An 18,611-nucleotide genomic window follows, 5' to 3' on the forward strand; every position below is an offset into this window, starting at 1 on the left:
CCCCTGATGAACACCTCCACTCGGCCTGCCGAAGGGGCGGGTGGATCAAGATCAAAAGCAACAGCACGGCGGCCTGACAGCCGGCCTGAGTGGTTGGAGCGTGTGCGGCTTCAGATACTGATCGTTCCCACGCTCCGCGTGGGAATGCCGTCAGGGACGCTCCGCGTTCCGCTTCACGAGCTGACGCAGAGCGTGGGAACGATCATTTGTGTAATGCCCGTAGGATGAGGCCGGAACTTGATGACAGCATCACGGGCAACGCAGAAATCTCTGACATGTCTTTAAGGTTGCCCCTCGGAAGCACGGCCTCTAGCCTTTGAACGTCGCTGAAATTCAGCGACAGGGTGTGAGAACCCAGGAAATTCTGTAGGCGCAACGCGCTGGCTCTACCATAATCGTCGCCGACGTTTTTCGTCTGCGCCATGCATTATGGCGGCTGTGTGCGGGCAGACTTAGGTCTGGCCGGGTGCCTACGACCGGTATTCTCACCCCGTTCACAGCTGCCACCTCTTCGCCGAGTGAGACCGGCAAGTCGTGGCTCCCACTACCGTAGGAGCTCCATCATGATCAAAGAAACCCCCAATCCGCCCGAACACGACGACGTTTCCCCCTACGATTCTCCCGACTCAAAAAAGCTCCACGACGCTGCCCATCGCGCCCTCGATCACTACCTGAAACCGACCCTTGTGAAGCTGCGTTTCAGCGATCTGCATTCGGACCGGTTGTTTGCGGTCAACCCGGGTATCGACAATGAAAGCCTGCTGGCGAACGCTTCGGAAGACCTGGCCTCGGTCAAGGCCATCGCCGCTGACCTGGCGTTCGAGATCGAAGGGTCTCGACGCAATGTGGCGTTGGGTATTTGCAGGATGATCGACGGGATCCGGCTGCTGGTGGATCGAGCACTGGACAATCTGGACCCTGAAGAACCGGCGGAGTATGTCGTCAAACCTTGAGTGCTTCCTCGAAGGGCATCTGATGACATGGGCTACCAGCCGTTTCATCAGATGCCCTTCAAGACCCAAACGCCCGGCCAATAGCAGTGGACGATGTCAGCGACCTGTTGCGTTTGCAGGTTCTGGACTTGTTCCGCAAACCTGTCTATCACGTGCGTCTGCTGGAAACCCTGGACAATCTTTTTCCTCTGCCGAGGACTCACAGGGTCAGCCCTTGAGCGTTCGTGCTTTTCCCCGATGCAAAAACTGACGGCATTCATTTGGCATTTTTTTGATGGTCTCTAAATAATGGCGCCTGTATATTGCCCGCGCCTGAACCAGCCCCCGCTGGTTGGCCGGTATGGATGCCTGAAAGAAGTTGGGCGTGCGTGCTGAAAACGCATCCTCTACATGCTTCTGAAGGGAATCTGCATTGAACACCTCTTGCCTGCGCCGTTCGTTGTTGGCGCTTTCCGTGGCTGCTGCCGCGATTCACACCTCTGCCATTGCCGCACCTTTGAACCTGATCAACGACGGCTCGATCAAGGTCTATGGTGACGGGGCTTTTGGCATCAAGGATCAGGGCAGCGTTATCACCAACAACGTGCTGAATTCGGGCGATATCGCTGTCAGCGGGATGAACGCGACTGGGATGGCACTGATCGGCACCCGCATCGGTAACAGTGTGATCAACCAGGGCACGATCACCGCCACGGGCGCCAACGCTGAAGCGTTGCGACTGGATGGCGCTACGTCCGCGTCGACCCCTGGTGTCAGATCGTTCAGCATTTACAACACCGGTCTGATCTCCGGCGAAAGCCTCGGCATTCATGTCAGCAACCAACCGGCCAGTGGCCGTTTCATGTCGATCGATCAACAGTATGGCTCGATCGAAGGCGGTAACGCGGCCATTCAGGTCGACGACGGAGAAGCCTATTTCTACTGGAATGGCGGTAACGTCAAAGGCAATCTGATGGGCCTTTCCGGCGTGAAGATCAATGGTGATGTGAACTTCGACGGTTCGACCATCAAGGCCGGCTACATCACGGTGGAAAAGGGCGAGCTGACGCTACAGCAGGCCCACACCACGATCATCGGCGAATTTGACATGGAAGAGCCGAGTTCGGTGTTGCATATGTTCCTGGGCAACGACACCAACCCCAATCTTCCGGTGCTCAAGGTCACCGGCCTGGCAGACATCGGCCCAGGTGCTCGTCTTGAGTTGAAGGCGCGCTCCGAAGACTTCCGTACGGCTAATGGCGGTACCCGTTATACCTTGATCAGCTCCGGCAAGCTGGAAGGCGGCGAAAACCTGACGGTTTCGTCTTCTTCGGCGTTGCTGGAAGTGAAGAGCTACGGCGTCGAGGGCAACGACGTGAAGGCATTGGTCGATGCCAAGGGTGAGGCCGTCGTGGGGCAAAACGTTCTGAATGCCGGTGGTTCCTCGAACGCCGCCAGTGCGGCAGCGCGTGTCTCGAATGGCTTGATGACCAAGCTGGATGAACATGATCCAGTGTTCCAGGCCTTCGCCAACGCCAGCAGCGACGCCGAACTGGCCAAACAGGCTGAAAAACTCACTCCTGACGTCAGCGGCGGTGCGACCCAAGCTGCCGTCAGCGGACAGTCGTTGATCAACAGTGTGATCAACACGCGCTCCAGCAGTGCCCGCAGCGGTTTGTCCTCGGGTGATGTGTTGGCCGAAAAAGGTGTGTGGCTGCAAGCCTTGAACAGCGATGCCGATCAAGGTTCGCGCGGCGGTGTCGCCGGTTATAGCGCCAACAGTCAGGGTATTGCGGTGGGCGCTGACGGTCAGTTGAATGCCGATACCACGCTGGGTATCGCTTACAGCTACCTGAACAGCAACGTGACGTCCGACGCCGGGAGCAAGACCGATGTGATCGGTAACGCGCTGACGCTGTACGGCAACTGGACTCACGACAATTTCTTTGTCGACACCTCGCTGACCTATGGCTGGAACACCAACGAGTCCAAACGCTACATCGCCGGCACACGTGCCAAGGGCGATTACGACAGTGATATCTTCGGTGTGAATGCGTTGGCCGGTTACACCTTGCGCTTCAATCAGCAGGTGTTGCTGGAGCCGCAGATCGGTGCGCGCTATGCCAACGTAGCGATCGATGCGTACCGCGAGAAGGGCAGTTCGGCCGCGTTGAACGTCGGCAGCCAGCGGTATGAAGTGGGTGAGATGGGCCTCGGTGCGCGCCTCGCTGCCGCCTTCGATGTCGGCGCCGGCAGCCTCCAACCCGAAGCCAAGGCCATGGCGTGGCACGACTTCATCGGTGACCAGGCCAACGCGACCTCGACCTTTGTGCTCGGCGGCACACCGTTCACCACCAGCGGTGCGAAACCTGCGCGTGACAGTTATGAACTGGGTCTGGGCGCCACCTACCGCATCGGTGCCTGGAGCGTGGGCGGTTCGTATGATTACCTGACCAAAGCCGACTTCAATGCAGACACCTTCACCGCCAAGGTTCGCTACGACTTCTGATTGATTGGCTGTCACCCAAGCGACCCGCCATGAGCGGGTCGTTTTGTTTGTGGCGGTAGTGGATAAGGCGCGGCGTATACTGCGCGTCTCATTCACTCAGTGGAGAACAGCATGCCGGCCCCCGTCTGGTGGTTGCTTTGCCTGCCTTTTGTCGCGGGTGCATTTTTGCCGCTGCAAGCCGGTATCAATGGCCAGTTGGCCAAACAGGTGTCGAGCGTACTGGCCGCCGCGCTGATTTCGTTTTTTGTCGGCACCGTGGCGTTGTTGCTGCTGGTCCTGATCCAGCGCGAAACCCCGGCATTGGAGACACTCAAAAGCCTGACCTGGTGGCACTGGAGCGGTGGTCTGCTCGGCGCATTTTTTATTACCACGGCCGCTTTCGCCGGGCCGCGCATCGGCGCCATGCTGTTCATGGCGCTAGTGTTGGCCGGGCAACTGGGGATGGCGATGACCCTGGATCATTTCGGCTGGGCCGGGTTTCGCGAAGCACCCGTCAGTGCCGGCAAAATTGCCGGGCTGGTGTTGATTATGGCGGGTGTGTTTTTTATCCGGCGCGGCTGATTCGGCGCGACTGAGCTGCCTCAGGCAAGCGGTCGCCAGGTGCCAGGCATGTGTTCCAGATCCCCGGCGCCGATCACCTTGAAGTCACCGCTTGAGCCAGCAGCGCTGGCCAGCAAGGTGACCTCGCTGGGCAAGCGCACCGGCTTCTTGAACTGCACGGCAATCTCGATATTCGACGTCGGCAGATGCCCGCTCAGGGCCGCAAGGGTGCGCGCCTTGATCCACAAACCGTGGGCGATGGCCCGGGGGAAACCGAAGAGTCTGGCGCTGAGAGCGCTCAGGTGAATCGGGTTGTAGTCACCGGAAACCCTGGCGTAGCGCCGGCCAATTTCAGTGGGCGCCCACCAGCGGGTAACCTCGTTCATGGTCAGGGCAGAATCCGTCGAAGGCTCAATCGCTTCGCCGGGAAGCTTCACGCCTTTGCAGAGCATCTGGCTTTCGGCTTCCCAGAGCGGCCCGAGTGCGTCGTCAATCGTGGTGATCAACTCAAACACTGCGCCCTTGGCGTGGGGTTGCAGGTTCTGCACCCGCACGCTTACCCGTACTCGATCGACTGCGCCCAAGGGACGCAGAATGCGGATGCGATTGGCCAGGTGAACCAGCCCCAGCAGTGGAAACGGAAACGTCCTGGCAGTGAGCAATTGCATCTGCAAGGCGAACGCCAGCACATGAGGATAGGTCGGTGGCAACAGACCGTCATCGGTAAACCCGCACACCTTGCGATAGGCTGCCAAACGCTTGGGGTCAACGTTGACCCAGCAACGAAAGCCATCCTCGGGCAGGGTGGTGCCGGTGATCTTGCGCCGCGTCGCTGCCCGCCAATACAACTCGGGCATGTACGGCGTTCTGCTTTGCAAATGCCAATCCGTTGTCATGTTCAGGCCCCCAATACACTTTGCCCACACACCCGCAGCGCTTGCCCGCTGACCGCGCCGCTGCCGGGTTGGGCAAGCCAGGCCACGGCTTCAGCGACGTCTTGCGGCAGTCCGCCTTGGCCCAGTGAACTCATGCGTCGTCCCGCCTCACGCAAGGTAAATGGAATCTGCGCGGTCATTCGGGTTTCGATAAAGCCTGGGGCGACGGCGTTGATGCTGATTCCGCGCGTTGCCAACAATGGCGCCCAGGCCTGTGCCAGACCGATCAGCCCGGCCTTGCTCGCGGCGTAATTGGCTTGCCCGCGATTGCCGGCGATCCCGCTGATCGACGCCAGCAGAATCACCCGGCCGTTATCGTGCAGGGTGCCGCTGTCGAGCAGCGCTTTGGTTAACACTTGCGGTGCATTCAGGTTCACTGCGAGCACCGCATCCCAGAATTCCGGCGTCATGTTGGCCAGGGTTTTATCGCGGGTGATGCCTGCGTTATGGACCACAATGTCGATGCCATTCGGCAATTGCTCGATTAATTGTGTGGCGGCGTCTTCGGCGCAAATATCGAGGGAGATGCTGTGGCCGCCGAGACGGGCGGCGAGGGCATCGAGATCGGTCTTGGCCGGTGGCACATCCAGCAGCACCACCTGCGCACCATCGCGGGCCAGGGTTTCGGCGATCGATGCGCCGATCCCGCGAGCCGCGCCAGTAACCAGCGCCGTGCGTCCCGCTAACGGGCGAGTCCAGTCCAGGACCTGAGTGTCGCAAGCGTTAAGCCGCACAACCTGTCCCGAAACATAAGCACTCTTTGGCGAGAGGAAAAACCGCAGCGCCCCTTCGAGTTGGTCTTCAGCCCCGGCCCCGACATACAGCAACTGCAAGGTGCCGCCACTGCGCAGTTCCTTGGCCAGCGAGCGACTGAAGCCTTCGAGTGCCCGTTGGGCGCTGGCGGCGAACGGATCACTCAACGTCTCCGGTGCCCGTCCGAAAATCACCAGGTGGGCGCTGTGCTCGAGATTTTTCATCAGCGGCTGAAAGAATTCACGCAGCTGCTTGAGCTGCCCGGTCTGCATCAGGTCACTGGCATCGAACACCACGGCCTTGAGCTTGGGGCCGTGGCCTGGAATCCACGCCTGGGCCGGCAAGGATTCGGGGCCGTAGCTGTAAATCTGCTCGGTGAGTTTGTTGGCAAACGCGCTGACGTTCTGTGACAACGGGCCGCCACCGATCAGCAGCGCGCCATCGACGGGCCGCAAGCGACCGGCCTCCCAGCGTTCCAGACGAACCGGCGACGGCAGGCCAAGGGCCCCGACCAGGCGGTGGCCGAGGGCTGAATTGGCGAAGTCGATATAGCGGTCAGACATGGAAGGCTCTCCGGCAGTGGGGGTTCAAAGTGTGGACCATGAATCGCGATCAGTCGTTCGATCCGCGAGATAAGGCCTACGCTTGTGGGTTATGCCTTTCACAGAATAGGAGCTTTTCATGACTCAGCTGCGCCGCGTTGCGATCATCGGCGGTAATCGTATTCCTTTCGCTCGTTCCAACGGGCCGTATGCCACTGCCAGTAATCAGTCAATGCTGACAGCGGCGCTCGAAGGCTTGATCGAACGCTACAACCTGCATGGCTTGCGCATGGGCGAAGTGGTCGCGGGGGCGGTGCTCAAGCTTTCCCGGGACCTCAATTTGACCCGTGAGTGTGTGCTCGGCTCGCGACTGTCACCGACCACTCCGGCCTATGACATTCAGCAGGCCTGCGGAACCGGCCTGGAAGCAGCGTTGCTGGTGGCGAACAAGATTGCCCTGGGGCAGATCGACTGCGGCATTGCCGGTGGTGTCGACACTACTTCGGATGCGCCGATCAGTGTCAGTGACGGCCTGCGCAAGATTCTGCTGCAAGCCAACCGCGCCAAGAGCACCGGTGACAAGCTGAAAACTTTCCTGCAATTGCGTCCCCGGCATTTGATCCCCGAGTTTCCGCGTAACGGCGAGCCGCGCACAGGGCTATCGATGGGGCAGCATTGCGAGTTGATGGCGCAGACCTGGAACATCCCCCGTGCCGAGCAGGATCAGTTGGCGCTGGAAAGCCACCAGAAAATGGCCGCGGCCTACGCCGAAGGCTGGCAGAACGATCTGATGACCCCGTTCCTCGGCCTGACCCGCGACAACAACCTGCGCCCGGACGTGACGCTGGAAAAACTCGCGTCGTTGAAACCGGCATTCGAAAAGAGCGACAAAGGCACGCTCACCGCCGGCAACTCGACACCGCTGACCGATGGCGCGTCGCTGGTGCTGCTCGGCAGTGAGGAGTGGGCGAAAGAGCGCGGCCTGCCGATCCTCGCTTACTGGCGCGACGGCGAAGCGGCAGCGGTGGATTTCGTCAACGGCGCCGAAGGATTGCTGATGGCGCCGGTCTACGCCGTGCCGCGTTTGCTGGCGCGCAACGGCCTGACCTTGCAGGACTTCGACTACTACGAAATCCACGAAGCCTTCGCCGCGCAAGTGCTCTGCACCTTGAAGGCCTGGGAAGACCCGGACTACTGCAAAACCCGGCTCGGCCTCGACGCCGCGCCAGGCTCGATCGACCGCAGCCGACTCAACGTCAAAGGCAGTTCACTGGCAGCCGGGCATCCGTTTGCCGCGACCGGTGGGCGCATTGTCGCCAACCTTGCCAAGCTGCTCGACGCCGCCGGGAAGGGCCGCGGATTGATCTCGATCTGCGCCGCCGGAGGTCAGGGAGTGACCGCCATTATTGAGCGCTGAGAACCGCAGTGTTTTGTTGTTCGGCCAATACCCGATTGCGGTTGGCATAACGCTCGGCCATCACCGAGCAGACGATCAACTGCAGCGGGTGATAGATCATGATCGGCAACAGGATCAGACCGAGCCCCGGGTTGGCACCGAAGATCAGCGCGGCCATCGGTGCCCCGGCGGCCAGGGATTTTTTGCTGGCGCAGAACACCGCGGCGATCTCATCGGCAGGGCTGAACTTCAGGGCACGGGCGGTGCGGGTGGTCATCCACAGAATGATCGCCAGCAGCAAGGCACTGCCGACCAATGCGCTGAGAATCACCGTGTTGCCCTGTTGCTGCCACATCCCGGAAACCATCGAGTTGCAGAACGCCGCGTAGACCAGCAGCAGGATCACCAGTTTGTCGACAATGTTGGTGTAGCGCTTGTGGCGACTGAAAAACTTGCCGAACAGCGGCCGCAGCAACTGACCCAGTACCAGCGGCAGCAGCAACATGGCGCAGAGATCGAGCAAGGTTGAGCCCAGGTCGATACCGCCAGCACCGCTGCCGACCACCAGGCTCACCAGCAACGGCGTGAGGAAAATCCCCAGCACGCTGGACAGGCTGGCATTGAGAATCGCCGCCGGCACGTTGCCACCAGCGCTGCCGGTCAAGGCCACGGAAGAGGAAATGGTCGAGGGCAGGGCGCACAGGTAGAGGAACCCGAGCATCAGCAGCGACGGAATGTGTGAGCCCAACAGCTTGTCGCTGATCAGCCAGATCAGCGGGAACACCAGAAAGGTGAAGCCCTGGACCATCAGGTGCAGGCGCCAGTTTTTCAAACCGTGGCGGATCTGCTCGCTCGACAGGTTGACCCCGTGCAGGAAGAACACCAGGAACACGCCGATATTGATCACCCACTCGGCGTGCATTGTGCCACCCGTCGCACCGAAGCGCGGGAAGACGTACGACAGCAGCGTGGCGATCAGCATCCCGCACAGAAACCAGTCGGTGACTACGCGTTTGAGGTGTTTGAAGGCATGCATAACGGGCACCGAAGGCATTGTAAGAAGAGATGACCTAGCCTAAGGTCAAGACCACCGCCCGTCTTGCGACATAAGGCCAATCAATGCCGGCTAACGGACAAGTTTCCCTTGAACGGACCATCCCGACCCTGACGGCGTTGCCGCGTCCGCTGTATGCCCGTGCGGAAAGCCTCAGCGCCGGTTCCTGGACGCCACCTCATCGCCATGATTGGGTGCAGTTTTCCTACGCTATCAGTGGTGTGCTCGGCGTACACACCGCCGAGGGCAGTTTCTTCGCGCCGCCGCAGTGGGGGATCTGGATTCCGGCTGACCTGGAACACCAAGTGGTGACCTCGATGCGTGCAGAAATGCGCAGCCTCTATGTGCGGCGCGAGGCATGTGCCTGGGCGGACGAGCGCTGCCGGGTGCTGGAAGTCACGCCGCTGGCGCGTGAGCTGATCAAGAGTTTTTGCCTGCTGCCGGTGGACTATCCAGAGGGTGACAGCCGTGAAGCACGCCTGGTCGAGGTGCTGCTGGATCAGCTGGCGAGCCTGCCGGAAGTCGGTTTCTCTCTGCCGTTGCCACGTCACCCGCGTTTGCTTGGGTTGTGCAACGAGCTGATCGAAAGCCCCGGGCAGAACGTGACGTTACATGAATGGGCCGAACGATTGGGGACTTCGGAGAAAACCTTGATGCGCCTGTTCCAGCGTGAAACCGGATTGAGTTTCCGCAGCTGGCGCCAGCGCATGCGGCTGTTGTCGTCATTGAGTTTGCTGGAAGACGGTAACAGCGTGACCACGGCGGCGCTGTCCAGCGGGTATGACTCGACGTCGGCGTTTATTGCCGCGTTCAAAAGCCTGTTCGGGTTTACCCCCGGCGAGCTCTTTAGACACTGATCGTTCCCATGCAGAGTGAACTGACCCCACAAAGTTGGACGATTATCTGTCTATGCCTGAGCGACCTGATGCTGTTCTTCAGCGGCGGTGGCAATCTGGGTGTTCATGTCGCGGATCACGTCGACCGATTCGCGAATCTGCCCAAAACTGTTGCGCGCTTCGCCGATCCGGCTGACCGACTGTTGCCAGATTTTTTTCCTATTAAGCCCACGCAGTACTGACGACTCGCGGATTGTCGGACAAATTCCTTTCTCTTTGATGACTTCGGCCGTCAGGGGCGAAAATTGAGGACTATTGGTAAAAACCCTACAAGGAGTGGCTTGATTGATTTCAGACGCTGTCGCAAATGCCTGCTGATCCAGTCGCCAACGTGCGGCTGACTCTCGGCTATGATCTTCGTCGCTCAGCAGGATTTGCCTGACTAATCTGGCACATTGGGTGCATCTGCAACGTTCATAGGTCGGCAACCCCTCCCCGACAGGAGAGGATTGCCGTATAACGAATGACATTCGCGTGTTTGGTAATAAAGGACCCACAATAAAAGCTGATGAAGACTCCAAAACGCATTGAACCGCTGATCGAGGACGGTCTGGTTGACGAGGTGCTGCGCCCACTCATGAGTGGTAAAGAAGCAGCTGTTTATGTGGTGCGCTGCGGCAACGAGTTACGTTGCGCCAAGGTTTACAAGGAGGCGAATAAACGAAGTTTTCGTCAGGCGGCCGAGTATCAGGAAGGCCGTAAGGTCCGTAACAGCCGTCAGGCTCGCGCCATGGCCAAGGGCTCCAAGTTCGGTCGTAAAGAAACCGAAGACGCCTGGCAGAACGCCGAGGTTGCGGCATTGTTCCGTTTGGCCAGTGCCGGGGTGCGAGTGCCCAAGCCGTTCGACTTCCTGGAAGGCGTGCTGCTGATGGAACTGGTGGCGGACGAGTACGGTGATGCCGCGCCGCGTCTCAATGACGTGGTGCTGGAAGCGGATCAGGCCCGTGAGTACCACGCCTTCCTGATTTCGCAGATCGTGCTGATGCTGTGTACCGGTCTGGTGCACGGTGACCTGTCCGAGTTCAACGTATTGCTGACCCCGGACGGCCCGGTGATCATCGACCTGCCTCAGGCAGTCGACGCTGCCGGCAACAACCACGCATTCAGCATGCTGGAGCGTGACGTGGGCAACATGGCCTCGTACTTCGGGCGCTTTGCCCCGGAGTTGAAGCGGACCAAGTACGCCAAGGAAATGTGGGCCCTGTACGAAGCCGGCACCCTGCACCCGGCCAGCGTCCTGACCGGTGAGTTCGACGAGCCGGAAGAGCTGGCGGACGTTGGCGGCATCATGCGCGAGATCGAGGCTGCACGCCTTGATGAGGAACGTCGGCAAGCGGTTCGCGCCGCAGACGATGCTCCCCCGAGCAAAACCGAAGAACCGCCTCCGCCGTGGATGCAGTGATCGGTTGACGAGAAACCCGGCTTTGGCCGGGTTTTTTGTGAACAGCAAATCGTGTAGGAGCTGCCGTAGGCTGCGATCTTTTAGCGGTGCCGGGAATGCCGAAAATCAAGATCAACAGATCGCAGCCTTCGGCAGCGCCTACGGTCTGTTGAACGAGTTGTTCAAGGATGAATGAAAATGGACCTTGCCCCTCAACGTTCCACCCGCAACGCCCAACTGATCATCGCTGCGCGACTGGTCTCGGACTTCGGTGCGTTTCTCAATATGGTGGCGCTGGCCACTTATGTTTACCTGCTCAGCAACAGCGCCATGAGTGTCGGGATCTTTCTCGCCAGTCGGGTGGCCGGTGGGATTTTTGCCAGTTTGATCGGCACGAGGTTTTATCGCCGTTGGGGCGGACGCCTGCCGCTGATAGCTTTCGACCTGCTGCGTGCCGGGCTGTTAGGCCTGTTGCTGGTGCTGCCGGTGTCGCAGCAAGCGCTGCTGTTACCGGTGATCGCTTTCGGCCTGGGGTTCGGCAACTCGATGTTTGCCATCGGCCTCAACAGCCAGTTGCCACACATGATCGCTGGGGAGCAACTGCTCAAGACAAATGCCTGGATCACTTCGGCGTCGTCCGCAGCGATGGTTGGCGGGAGTCTGGTGTCCGGGCTGTTGGTGGCGGGTTTCGGCTTCGAAACGGTGTTTGCACTGAACGTCGTCACTTATCTGTTGGCGGCACTATTCATTGTGCCGTTACGGTTCTCCAGACCTGCACCGAGTGCCGAGCCAACCCACAAACGTGACGAATGGACTGCGCTACGCCAAGGCCTGCGCAGCTCGCCGGTCATCGCTGCGATGCTCGCGTTGGCGATGGCCGACACCCTCGGCAGTGCCGCGCACAATGTGGGTTTCCCGATTATTTCCAAACTGCTGACACCCGAGTCGGCCAGCACCACGCTAGGCCTGATGCTGGCGGTGTGGGCGTGTGGCAAGTTGATCGGCGCGCGGATTGCCAGCCGTTTGCCAGGGTCAGAAAACTCAAACCTGGAGCGGCGGTTCTTTTTCGGTGTGCTGCTGATGTCCAGCGGCTTCATCCTGATGTTCCAGCAACAGAGCCTTTACGGCTTGCTGCTGTTTGCGTTGCCGGCGGGATTGGGGGATGGCTTTTCCGAGGTCGGGCTGATGTCGCGCTTGCAGCGTGAACCGGACAGCCTGCGCCCGCCGATTTTCAGCTTTCTGACCTTGCTGCAAATGACCGGGTTCGGCGTCGGCATGTTGATCGCCGCGCCGTTTTACAACGTGTGGGCACCCGGCGCGGTGGTGCTGCTGTTTCACGGGATCCCCCTCAGCACCTTGCTGGTGCTGAAGGTGTTGGCGATCAGGGGCGAGCGGGCTCGGCGCAGCAGCCCGACGCCAATTCCTTGAGAATCGGGCAGTCCGGGCGGTGATCGCCCTGACAATGTTCCACCAGATCCTGCAGGGTGTCGCGCAACTGGCCGAGTTCGCGGATTTTCTGGTTCAGCTCGTCGATGTGCTGGCGGGCCAGTGCCTTGACGTCGGCGCTGGCCCGTTGGCGATCCTGCCAGAGGGTCAGCAGTTTGCCGACCTCTTCCAGGGAAAACCCGAGATCGCGTGAACGCTTGATGAACGCCAGGCTGTGCAGGTCGTCGTCGCCATAGACGCGGTAGCCGCTGTCGGTACGATGGGCGGCCTTGAGCAGGCCGATCGATTCGTAATAGCGAATCATCTTGGCGCTCAGGCCGCTGCGTCTGGCTGCTTGACCGATGTTCATTCAACCTCCTCCAGGTCTTTCGGTTTCCAGGTCTTGAGCAGTAAAGCATTGCTCACCACGCTGACGCTGGACAAGGCCATCGCCGCACCGGCGATCACCGGGTTGAGCAAGCCGAAGGCTGCCAGCGGAATTCCGATCAGGTTGTAGACGAAGGCCCAGAACAGGTTCTGGCGGATCTTCGCGTAGGTCTTGCGGCTGATCTCCAGCGCCGCCGGCACCAGGCGAGGATCGCCGCGCATCAGGGTGATCCCGGCTGCGTGCATCGCGACGTCAGTGCCGCCACCCATGGCGATGCCGATATCCGCCGCTGCCAGTGCCGGAGCGTCGTTGATGCCATCGCCGACCATCGCCACCACGCCGGTCTTTTTCAGCTCAGTGACGATCGAGGCTTTTTCGGCCGGCAGCACTTCGGCGTGTACGTTGCTGATGCCCAGTGCTTGTGCAACCACCCGGGCGCTGCCACGGTTGTCGCCCGTCAGCAGGTGACTGCCGATGTGTTGCGTGTTCAATTCCTCAATCGCTTGCAGCGCGCCAGGCTTGAGGGTGTCGCCAAAGGCGAACAGGCCGAGCACCCGAGGCTCGGGGCTTTGTTCGATCAACCATGACAAGGTTCGACCCTCGGCTTCCCAGGCGTTGGCGGGTTCGCTCAAGGGACCGGCGCTCAAGCCGCTTTCTTCCAGCAGACGGCGATTACCCAGCGCCAATTGGCGACCGTCCAGCGTGCCGGCAATGCCGCGACCGGTCAGTGACTGGCTGGCGCTGACATCGGCCACCGGCAAGTCACGTTCGGCGCAGGCGTCGAGCACGGCTTTGGCCAGCGGGTGCTCGCTGCCACGTTGCAGGGCGCCAGCCTGCTGCAGCAGGGTTGCGTCGTTGCCGTCGATGGCATGCAAGTGAGCGATGCGCGGCGTGCCGGACGTCAGTGTGCCGGTCTTGTCGAACACCACCACGCTGACTTCATGGGCGCGCTCCAGTGCTTCGGCGTCCTTGATCAGAATGCCGTGGCGCGCGGCCACACCGGTGCCGGCCATGATTGCGGTCGGTGTTGCCAGGCCGAGGGCGCAAGGGCAGGCGATCACCAGCACCGCGACCGCGTTGATCACCGCCGTCTCCAGCGGTGCGCCGTACAGCCACCAGCCGATCAAGGTCGCCAGCGCTAAAAGCAGCACGACGGGGACGAACACCTGGCTGACTTTATCCACCAGCTTTTGAATCGGTGCCTTGCCAGCCTGGGCGTCTTCGACCAGACGGATAATTCGCGCCAACACGGTTTCTGCGCCAAGCGCTTGAGTCCGAACCAGCAGCCGGCCTTCGCCGTTGATCGCGCCGCCAGTGACCTTGTCGCCGGGTTGTTTCGGCACGGGCAGGCTTTCACCGCTGATCAGCGCTTCGTCGGCATGGCTCTGACCTTCGATGACTTCACCGTCCACCGGGAAGCGTTCACCGGGTTTGACCAGCACCAGATCGCCGAGGCGCAACGCGCTGATAGCGACGTCCTGTTCGCGACCGTCGATCACCTGAATCGCTCGCTCCGGCCGCAAGGCTTCAAGGGCGCGAATGGCGCTGGCGGTCTGGCGTTTGGCGCGGCTTTCGAGGTATTTGCCGAGCAACACCAGCGCAATCACCACCGCCGAAGCTTCGAAATAAAGATGCGGCATGCTGCCGGCGCTGACCGTGGCCCACAGATAAATGCTCAAGCCATAACCGGCGCTGGTGCCAAGGGCCACCAGCAGGTCCATGTTGCCGGCGCCCGCACGAACGGCCTTCCACGCAGCGATATAAAAGCGTGCACCGAAGATCAATTGCACCGGGGTCGCCAACGCAAACTGCGCCCAGGCCGGGAGCATCCAGTGCAGACCGAACGGCTGCACCAGCATCGGCAGCATCAGCGGCAAGGCCAGTGCGATTGCCAGCAGCAGGCTCCAGCGCTCACGGCGCAGACGCTGCACTTGATCGTTATCGGTGGATTGCTCGGCTTGCCAGACGCTGGCGGTGTAACCGGCCTTGCGGACCGCATCGATCAATACTTGAGGGTCGATCTGGCCGAGCAGTTCGAGGTGCGCGCGTTCGTTGGCCAGGTTGACACTGACGCTGTTCACCCCGGCGATTTTATTCAAGGCACGTTCGACCCGACCGACACACGAGGCGCAGGTCATGCCGCCGATGCTCAATTCGAGGCTGTGCGCGGGCACGCTGTATCCGGCTTGCTGCACCGCTTCCATGAGCGCAGGCAAACTGTCGCGGGGGGCCTGGACGCGCGCTTGCTCGGTGGCCAGGTTGACGCTGACGGCACTGGCACCGACAACTTTGCTCAACGCACGCTCGACACGTCCGGCACAGCTGGCGCAGGTCATGCCGGAAATCGGCAGATCGAAGGTGGTGGAATCGGGCATCGGTCTTACTCCCTGTAGAGATGACCTACAGGATCAACCTTGCCATGCGGGCAAGGTCAAGTCTCCTTCAAAAGATGGATCAATACCCCAGCTCGGCGGGCTTGAGGTACATCCCTTGCTGATTCATGGCGATGCGGTATTTCAACAGGTCACCCGCCCGCAGCGTGATGTTCTGCGAACCCGGGGCCAGCATCCCGGCACTGCAACCTGGCGCCTGGCCGGGCAGCAGTTTGAGCCGCAAAGAGTAGTTGCCCGGCGGCAAATTAAACGAAGTGCTTTGCTCCTGGAACAACCGCGCCGACAGCTGATCCTGGATGTACACGCCAATCTCGCACAAGGTCGCGACTTCCAGGCGTTCGCGAGAAATGATCAGCACGCCGTAGTCTTCGGCGCTGGCCGAGGGCGCGGCGGCGAAAAGACTGAGCATGCCGAATAGGCTGAAAGCTGACCAGCGCATGGCTGCATCTCCTGCTTTTGAGTCATTGATGGCGAAGCTTGGCCGAGCGCGGCGACGATTGCCAGCCCGGCAGATCACTGCAGAACTTGACCTTGCCACGGTGGCAAGCTCAAGACTGGTTTCAACCTCATCAAAGGAGCTGTCTCATGCAAGTATTCAACGTTCAAGGAATGTCGTGCGGTCACTGTGTTCGGGCCATTACCGAGGCGCTGCAAGCCAAGGATCCGGCGGCCAGTGTCCGGGTCGACCTCGCGGCGAAGGAGGTTGGCGTCGAGAGCGCGTTGTCGGCAGAGCAGGTGATCAGCCTAATCAGCGAAGAAGGCTACGCGGTCACGCTGGCCTGAACCTTTTTAATAGTTAGCGACCTATCGGAATGTTCAAGGCGTCCACGCACGGCTAGACTGTCGGGCTGCCGACTGACGTAAAACTGGACGCCTGATGAACCTCCGTACCATTCTGATTCTTGGCGCCCTGAGCGCTTTCGGGCCGCTGGCCATCGATTTCTATCTGCCAGCCTTCCCGGCCATGGCGGTGGCTTTCGGCACTGACGAAAAACACGTCCAGTTGACCCTGGCAGCTTATTTCCTCGGCCTGTCGATTGGTCAGTTGGCTTATGGCCCGGTGGCCGATCGCTTCGGCCGGCGCATGCCATTGCTGGTGGGCGTCGGTCTGTTCACGCTGGCATCACTGGTGTGCGCGTTTGCGCCGAGCCTTGAGTGGCTGATCGCGGCACGTTTCGTTCAGGCGCTGGGTGGCTGCGCCGGGATGGTGATTTCCCGCGCGGTGGTCAGCGACAAGTGCGACGCGGTGGGTTCGGCGAAAGTCTTTTCCCAACTGATGCTGGTAATGGGCCTGGCCCCGATTCTTGCGCCAATGCTTGGCGGTCTGCTGGTCAACCTGTATGGCTGGCATTCGATCTTCATCGCCTTGACGCTGTTCAGCGCATTGTCAGCCCTGGCGGTTGCCGTGGGCCTGCCGGAAAGTTTGCCGGCCAACCAGCCGCGTCAGCCGTTGTCGGGTGCTTTGCGTCAGTACGGTTGTCTGCTCACTGACAGGATCTTTCTCGGGCATGCCTTGACCGGCGGCATCGCGATTGCCGGGATGTTTGCCTACATTGCGGGTTCGCCTTTCGTCTTCATCAAGCTTTACGGTGTTCCGGCCGAGCACTTCGGCTGGTTGTTCGGCACCAACGCGGCGGGCTTCATTCTGGTGGCGCAGGTCAATGCCCGGTTGCTCTCCAAACGTGGCCCGGCCTTTTTGCTGGCGCGCACCGTATGGATTTATCTGGCTGCCGGCCTGACCTTACTGGCGGTCAGTTCACTGCATACCGAGCATTTGTGGCCGTTGCTGATCCCGCTGTTCATCTGCATCGCAAGCCTGGGTTGCATCATTCCCAATGCGTCGGCGTGTGCCATGAGCGGTCAGGGCGCGCGCGCAGGCAGCGCTTCGGCGATGCTCGGTTGCTTGCAGTTCAGTGTTGCCGCAGGAGCGGCGGCGTTGGTCGGCGTGCTGCACGACGGCACAGCGATGCCGATGGCGATGGTCATCAGCCTGTGCGGAATATTAGTGGTAAGCGTCGCGATGCTCACCCGTCGGCTGCAGGTTGCCCGGGCAGCGCAAGCCGTGACTTGAGTCAGCCGGTTGCTCGTTGCTGGCGTTCGGGGAGTTGATGAGGGGCGTGCAAGCGAGCCTCGAGGGTCGAGGTAAAAGCGCGAGCTTCAGCTTCACTGCGGAAGTTCACCGCGTGGTTGTCCAAGCGGACCTGCCACTGGGATTTTGCCAATTCTTTTATCAGGATCTTCATTGCTGACTTCCTCACCTAAAAGACTGCATTGCGGGAAGCTCGATTGTAGACCTGAATCAAATCGGATTTGTGACGCGGATCAACTCCTCGGACTGACGGTGTGCGTCGTTTCTGAAACAGCAAGCCGAACACACCGTCATTTAAAATCCTAGAAGCCTTCGAGGACGATCTTGCCCCTGGACGTGCCGCTTTCCAGCAGTTCATGGGCGCGTCGCAGGTTGGCCGCGTTGATCGTGCCGAAGTGTTCGCCGACCGTGGTTTTCAATGTGCCCGCATCGATCAGCTCGGCCACCCGGTTCAGCAGCTTGTGCTGTTCGAGCATGTCGGCGGTTTCGAACAGCGAGCGGGTGTACATGAATTCCCAGTGCAACGACAGGCTCTTGCGTTTGAGCCGGGTGACATCCAGTGCCTTCGGATCATCGATCAGCGCAAGCTTGCCTTGAGGCGCGAGGGCTTCGACCAGTTGTTCGAAGTGCTGGTCGGTTTCGGTCAGGCTGGCAACGTGAGTCACCTGAGGGTGGCCGGCGCGCTTGAGTTCTTCGCTCAGCGGTTGGCTGTGATCGATCACCAGGTCTGCGCCCAGTTCGCGTACCCAGCTTTGGGTCTGCGGGCGAGAGGCGGTGCCGATGACGTTCAGTGCGGTGAGCTGGCTGGCCAGTTGAGTCAGGATCGAGCCCACGCCACCCGCGGCACCGACGATCAGCAGGCTTTGACCTTGATCGGTTTTGCCTTCGCGCACTTGCAGGCGTTCGAACAGCAACTCCCACGCAGTGATCGCGGTCAGCGGTAGTGCAGCGGCTTCGGCGAAGCTCAGGGATTTTGGCATATGGCCGACAATGCGCTCGTCCACCACATGCAGTTCACTGTTGCCGCCTGCGCGCGCGATAGAGCCCGCGTAGTAAACCTTGTCACCAGCCTTGAACAGGCTGACGTTGCTGCCAACCGCCTTGACCACGCCGGCCACATCCCAGCCCAGGACTTTGGCTGCGCCATCTTCAGGCGAGACATTCTGGCGAACCTTGGTGTCCACCGGATTGACCGAGATGGCTTTGACTTCAACCAGCAAATCCTGTTTGCCGGCAACCGGCTCAGGCAGTTCGATGTCCTGCAGCGATTCTGGATCGTTGATGGGCAGCGAACGGTAGTAGGCAATGGCTTTCATGGGGGATTTCTCACGGGTTATTCGATGGCATGGATGATTGGTGATTTCTCTTGAAGATAAAA

18 protein-coding genes and 1 pseudogene are annotated in these 18,611 nt (G+C 60.4%); 10 read left to right on the forward strand and 9 right to left on the reverse strand.

Features of this window, described 5'->3' with window-relative positions:
• Positions 1 to 563 precede the first annotated feature (563 nt).
• From FPT12_RS26925 to FPT12_RS26940, 4 genes and pseudogenes are all read left to right on the forward strand, one after another.
• Complete coding sequence (locus FPT12_RS26925; RefSeq protein ID WP_145022467.1) at positions 564 to 953, forward strand: DUF6124 family protein; 390 nt, start codon at positions 564 to 566, stop codon at positions 951 to 953.
• A gap of 86 nt (positions 954 to 1,039) precedes the next feature.
• Positions 1,040 to 1,171: pseudogene (locus tag FPT12_RS28180) on the forward strand (response regulator); the annotation flags it as partial.
• A 194-nt stretch (positions 1,172 to 1,365) separates the two neighbouring features.
• On the forward strand, positions 1,366 to 3,441 hold the full coding sequence (locus FPT12_RS26935) for an autotransporter outer membrane beta-barrel domain-containing protein (RefSeq protein WP_145022470.1): 2,076 nt from the start codon (positions 1,366 to 1,368) through the stop codon (positions 3,439 to 3,441).
• A 111-nt stretch (positions 3,442 to 3,552) separates the two neighbouring features.
• Positions 3,553 to 4,002, forward strand: coding sequence for a DMT family transporter (locus tag FPT12_RS26940; RefSeq protein ID WP_145022473.1), 450 nt, complete (start codon positions 3,553 to 3,555; stop codon positions 4,000 to 4,002).
• Between the two features lie 20 nt (positions 4,003 to 4,022).
• On the opposite strand, the gene FPT12_RS26945 is transcribed toward FPT12_RS26940, so the two are convergent.
• Both FPT12_RS26945 and FPT12_RS26950 read right to left on the reverse strand, forming a co-directional pair.
• Positions 4,023 to 4,877 carry a MaoC/PaaZ C-terminal domain-containing protein gene (locus FPT12_RS26945; RefSeq protein WP_145022476.1) on the reverse strand — a complete coding sequence of 285 codons (855 nt, stop codon included), beginning with the start codon at positions 4,875 to 4,877 and terminating at the stop codon, positions 4,023 to 4,025.
• 2 nt (positions 4,878 to 4,879) lie between these two features.
• Positions 4,880 to 6,232 (reverse strand): 3-oxoacyl-ACP reductase, encoded by a 1,353-nt coding sequence (locus FPT12_RS26950; protein ID WP_145022479.1) that lies wholly within the window; start codon positions 6,230 to 6,232, stop codon positions 4,880 to 4,882.
• Positions 6,233 to 6,350: 118 nt separating this feature from the next.
• Between FPT12_RS26950 and FPT12_RS26955 the strand changes: the two genes are divergently transcribed.
• Complete coding sequence (locus FPT12_RS26955; protein ID WP_145022482.1) at positions 6,351 to 7,628, forward strand: acetyl-CoA C-acetyltransferase; 1,278 nt, start codon at positions 6,351 to 6,353, stop codon at positions 7,626 to 7,628.
• Here FPT12_RS26955 and FPT12_RS26960 read toward each other — a convergent pair.
• Positions 7,615 to 8,643 carry a bile acid:sodium symporter family protein gene (locus tag FPT12_RS26960; RefSeq protein WP_145022485.1) on the reverse strand — a complete coding sequence of 343 codons (1,029 nt, stop codon included), beginning with the start codon at positions 8,641 to 8,643 and terminating at the stop codon, positions 7,615 to 7,617. The genes FPT12_RS26955 and FPT12_RS26960 overlap by 14 nt on opposite strands.
• A gap of 83 nt (positions 8,644 to 8,726) precedes the next feature.
• Between FPT12_RS26960 and FPT12_RS26965 the strand changes: the two genes are divergently transcribed.
• Positions 8,727 to 9,518: a helix-turn-helix transcriptional regulator gene (locus FPT12_RS26965; RefSeq protein ID WP_145022488.1), complete on the forward strand. Its 792-nt coding sequence runs from the start codon at positions 8,727 to 8,729 to the stop codon at positions 9,516 to 9,518.
• A 50-nt stretch (positions 9,519 to 9,568) separates the two neighbouring features.
• Here the strand turns inward: FPT12_RS26965 and FPT12_RS26970 are convergent, their stop codons facing one another.
• Positions 9,569 to 9,985, reverse strand: a complete 417-nt coding sequence (locus FPT12_RS26970) for a methyl-accepting chemotaxis protein (protein WP_145022490.1) — start codon at positions 9,983 to 9,985, stop codon at positions 9,569 to 9,571.
• 80 nt (positions 9,986 to 10,065) lie between these two features.
• On the opposite strand from FPT12_RS26970, the gene FPT12_RS26975 reads away from it, so the two are divergent.
• Both FPT12_RS26975 and FPT12_RS26980 read left to right on the forward strand, forming a co-directional pair.
• Positions 10,066 to 10,959, forward strand: a complete 894-nt coding sequence (locus FPT12_RS26975; RefSeq protein WP_123427552.1) for a PA4780 family RIO1-like protein kinase — start codon at positions 10,066 to 10,068, stop codon at positions 10,957 to 10,959.
• A 177-nt stretch (positions 10,960 to 11,136) separates the two neighbouring features.
• Entirely contained in the window at positions 11,137 to 12,366 is a 1,230-nt protein-coding gene (locus tag FPT12_RS26980; protein ID WP_145022493.1) for an MFS transporter, read from the forward strand.
• Here the strand turns inward: FPT12_RS26980 and cueR are convergent.
• From cueR to FPT12_RS26995, 3 genes are all read right to left on the reverse strand, one after another.
• Positions 12,320 to 12,733 carry a Cu(I)-responsive transcriptional regulator gene (gene cueR / locus FPT12_RS26985; RefSeq protein ID WP_145022496.1) on the reverse strand — a complete coding sequence of 138 codons (414 nt, stop codon included), beginning with the start codon at positions 12,731 to 12,733 and terminating at the stop codon, positions 12,320 to 12,322. The genes FPT12_RS26980 and cueR overlap by 47 nt on opposite strands.
• Positions 12,730 to 15,126, reverse strand: a complete 2,397-nt coding sequence (locus tag FPT12_RS26990; RefSeq protein WP_145022498.1) for a heavy metal translocating P-type ATPase — start codon at positions 15,124 to 15,126, stop codon at positions 12,730 to 12,732. Before FPT12_RS26990 ends, cueR begins: the two co-directional genes overlap by 4 nt.
• A gap of 79 nt (positions 15,127 to 15,205) precedes the next feature.
• The gene (locus FPT12_RS26995; RefSeq protein WP_145022501.1) at positions 15,206 to 15,583 is read right to left on the reverse strand and encodes a hypothetical protein; all 378 of its coding nucleotides are present in this window, start codon (positions 15,581 to 15,583) and stop codon (positions 15,206 to 15,208) included.
• Between the two features lie 146 nt (positions 15,584 to 15,729).
• On the opposite strand from FPT12_RS26995, the gene FPT12_RS27000 reads away from it, so the two are divergent.
• Positions 15,730 to 15,927 (forward strand): heavy-metal-associated domain-containing protein, encoded by a 198-nt coding sequence (locus tag FPT12_RS27000; protein WP_054594154.1) that lies wholly within the window; start codon positions 15,730 to 15,732, stop codon positions 15,925 to 15,927.
• 94 nt (positions 15,928 to 16,021) lie between these two features.
• Positions 16,022 to 17,215, forward strand: a complete 1,194-nt coding sequence (locus FPT12_RS27005; protein ID WP_145022504.1) for a multidrug effflux MFS transporter — start codon at positions 16,022 to 16,024, stop codon at positions 17,213 to 17,215.
• 1 nt (position 17,216) lies between these two features.
• Here the strand turns inward: FPT12_RS27005 and FPT12_RS27785 are convergent, their stop codons facing one another.
• Both FPT12_RS27785 and FPT12_RS27010 read right to left on the reverse strand, forming a co-directional pair.
• On the reverse strand, positions 17,217 to 17,387 hold the full coding sequence (locus FPT12_RS27785; protein ID WP_019693720.1) for a hypothetical protein: 171 nt from the start codon (positions 17,385 to 17,387) through the stop codon (positions 17,217 to 17,219).
• 148 nt (positions 17,388 to 17,535) lie between these two features.
• Positions 17,536 to 18,549 carry a zinc-binding alcohol dehydrogenase family protein gene (locus tag FPT12_RS27010; protein WP_145022507.1) on the reverse strand — a complete coding sequence of 338 codons (1,014 nt, stop codon included), beginning with the start codon at positions 18,547 to 18,549 and terminating at the stop codon, positions 17,536 to 17,538.
• Positions 18,550 to 18,611 lie beyond the last annotated feature (62 nt).

Origin of the sequence: Pseudomonas sp. H3(2019), assembly GCF_007713465.1 — a bacterium.
In the GTDB taxonomy this organism is placed as follows: Bacteria; Pseudomonadota; Gammaproteobacteria; order Pseudomonadales; family Pseudomonadaceae; genus Aquipseudomonas.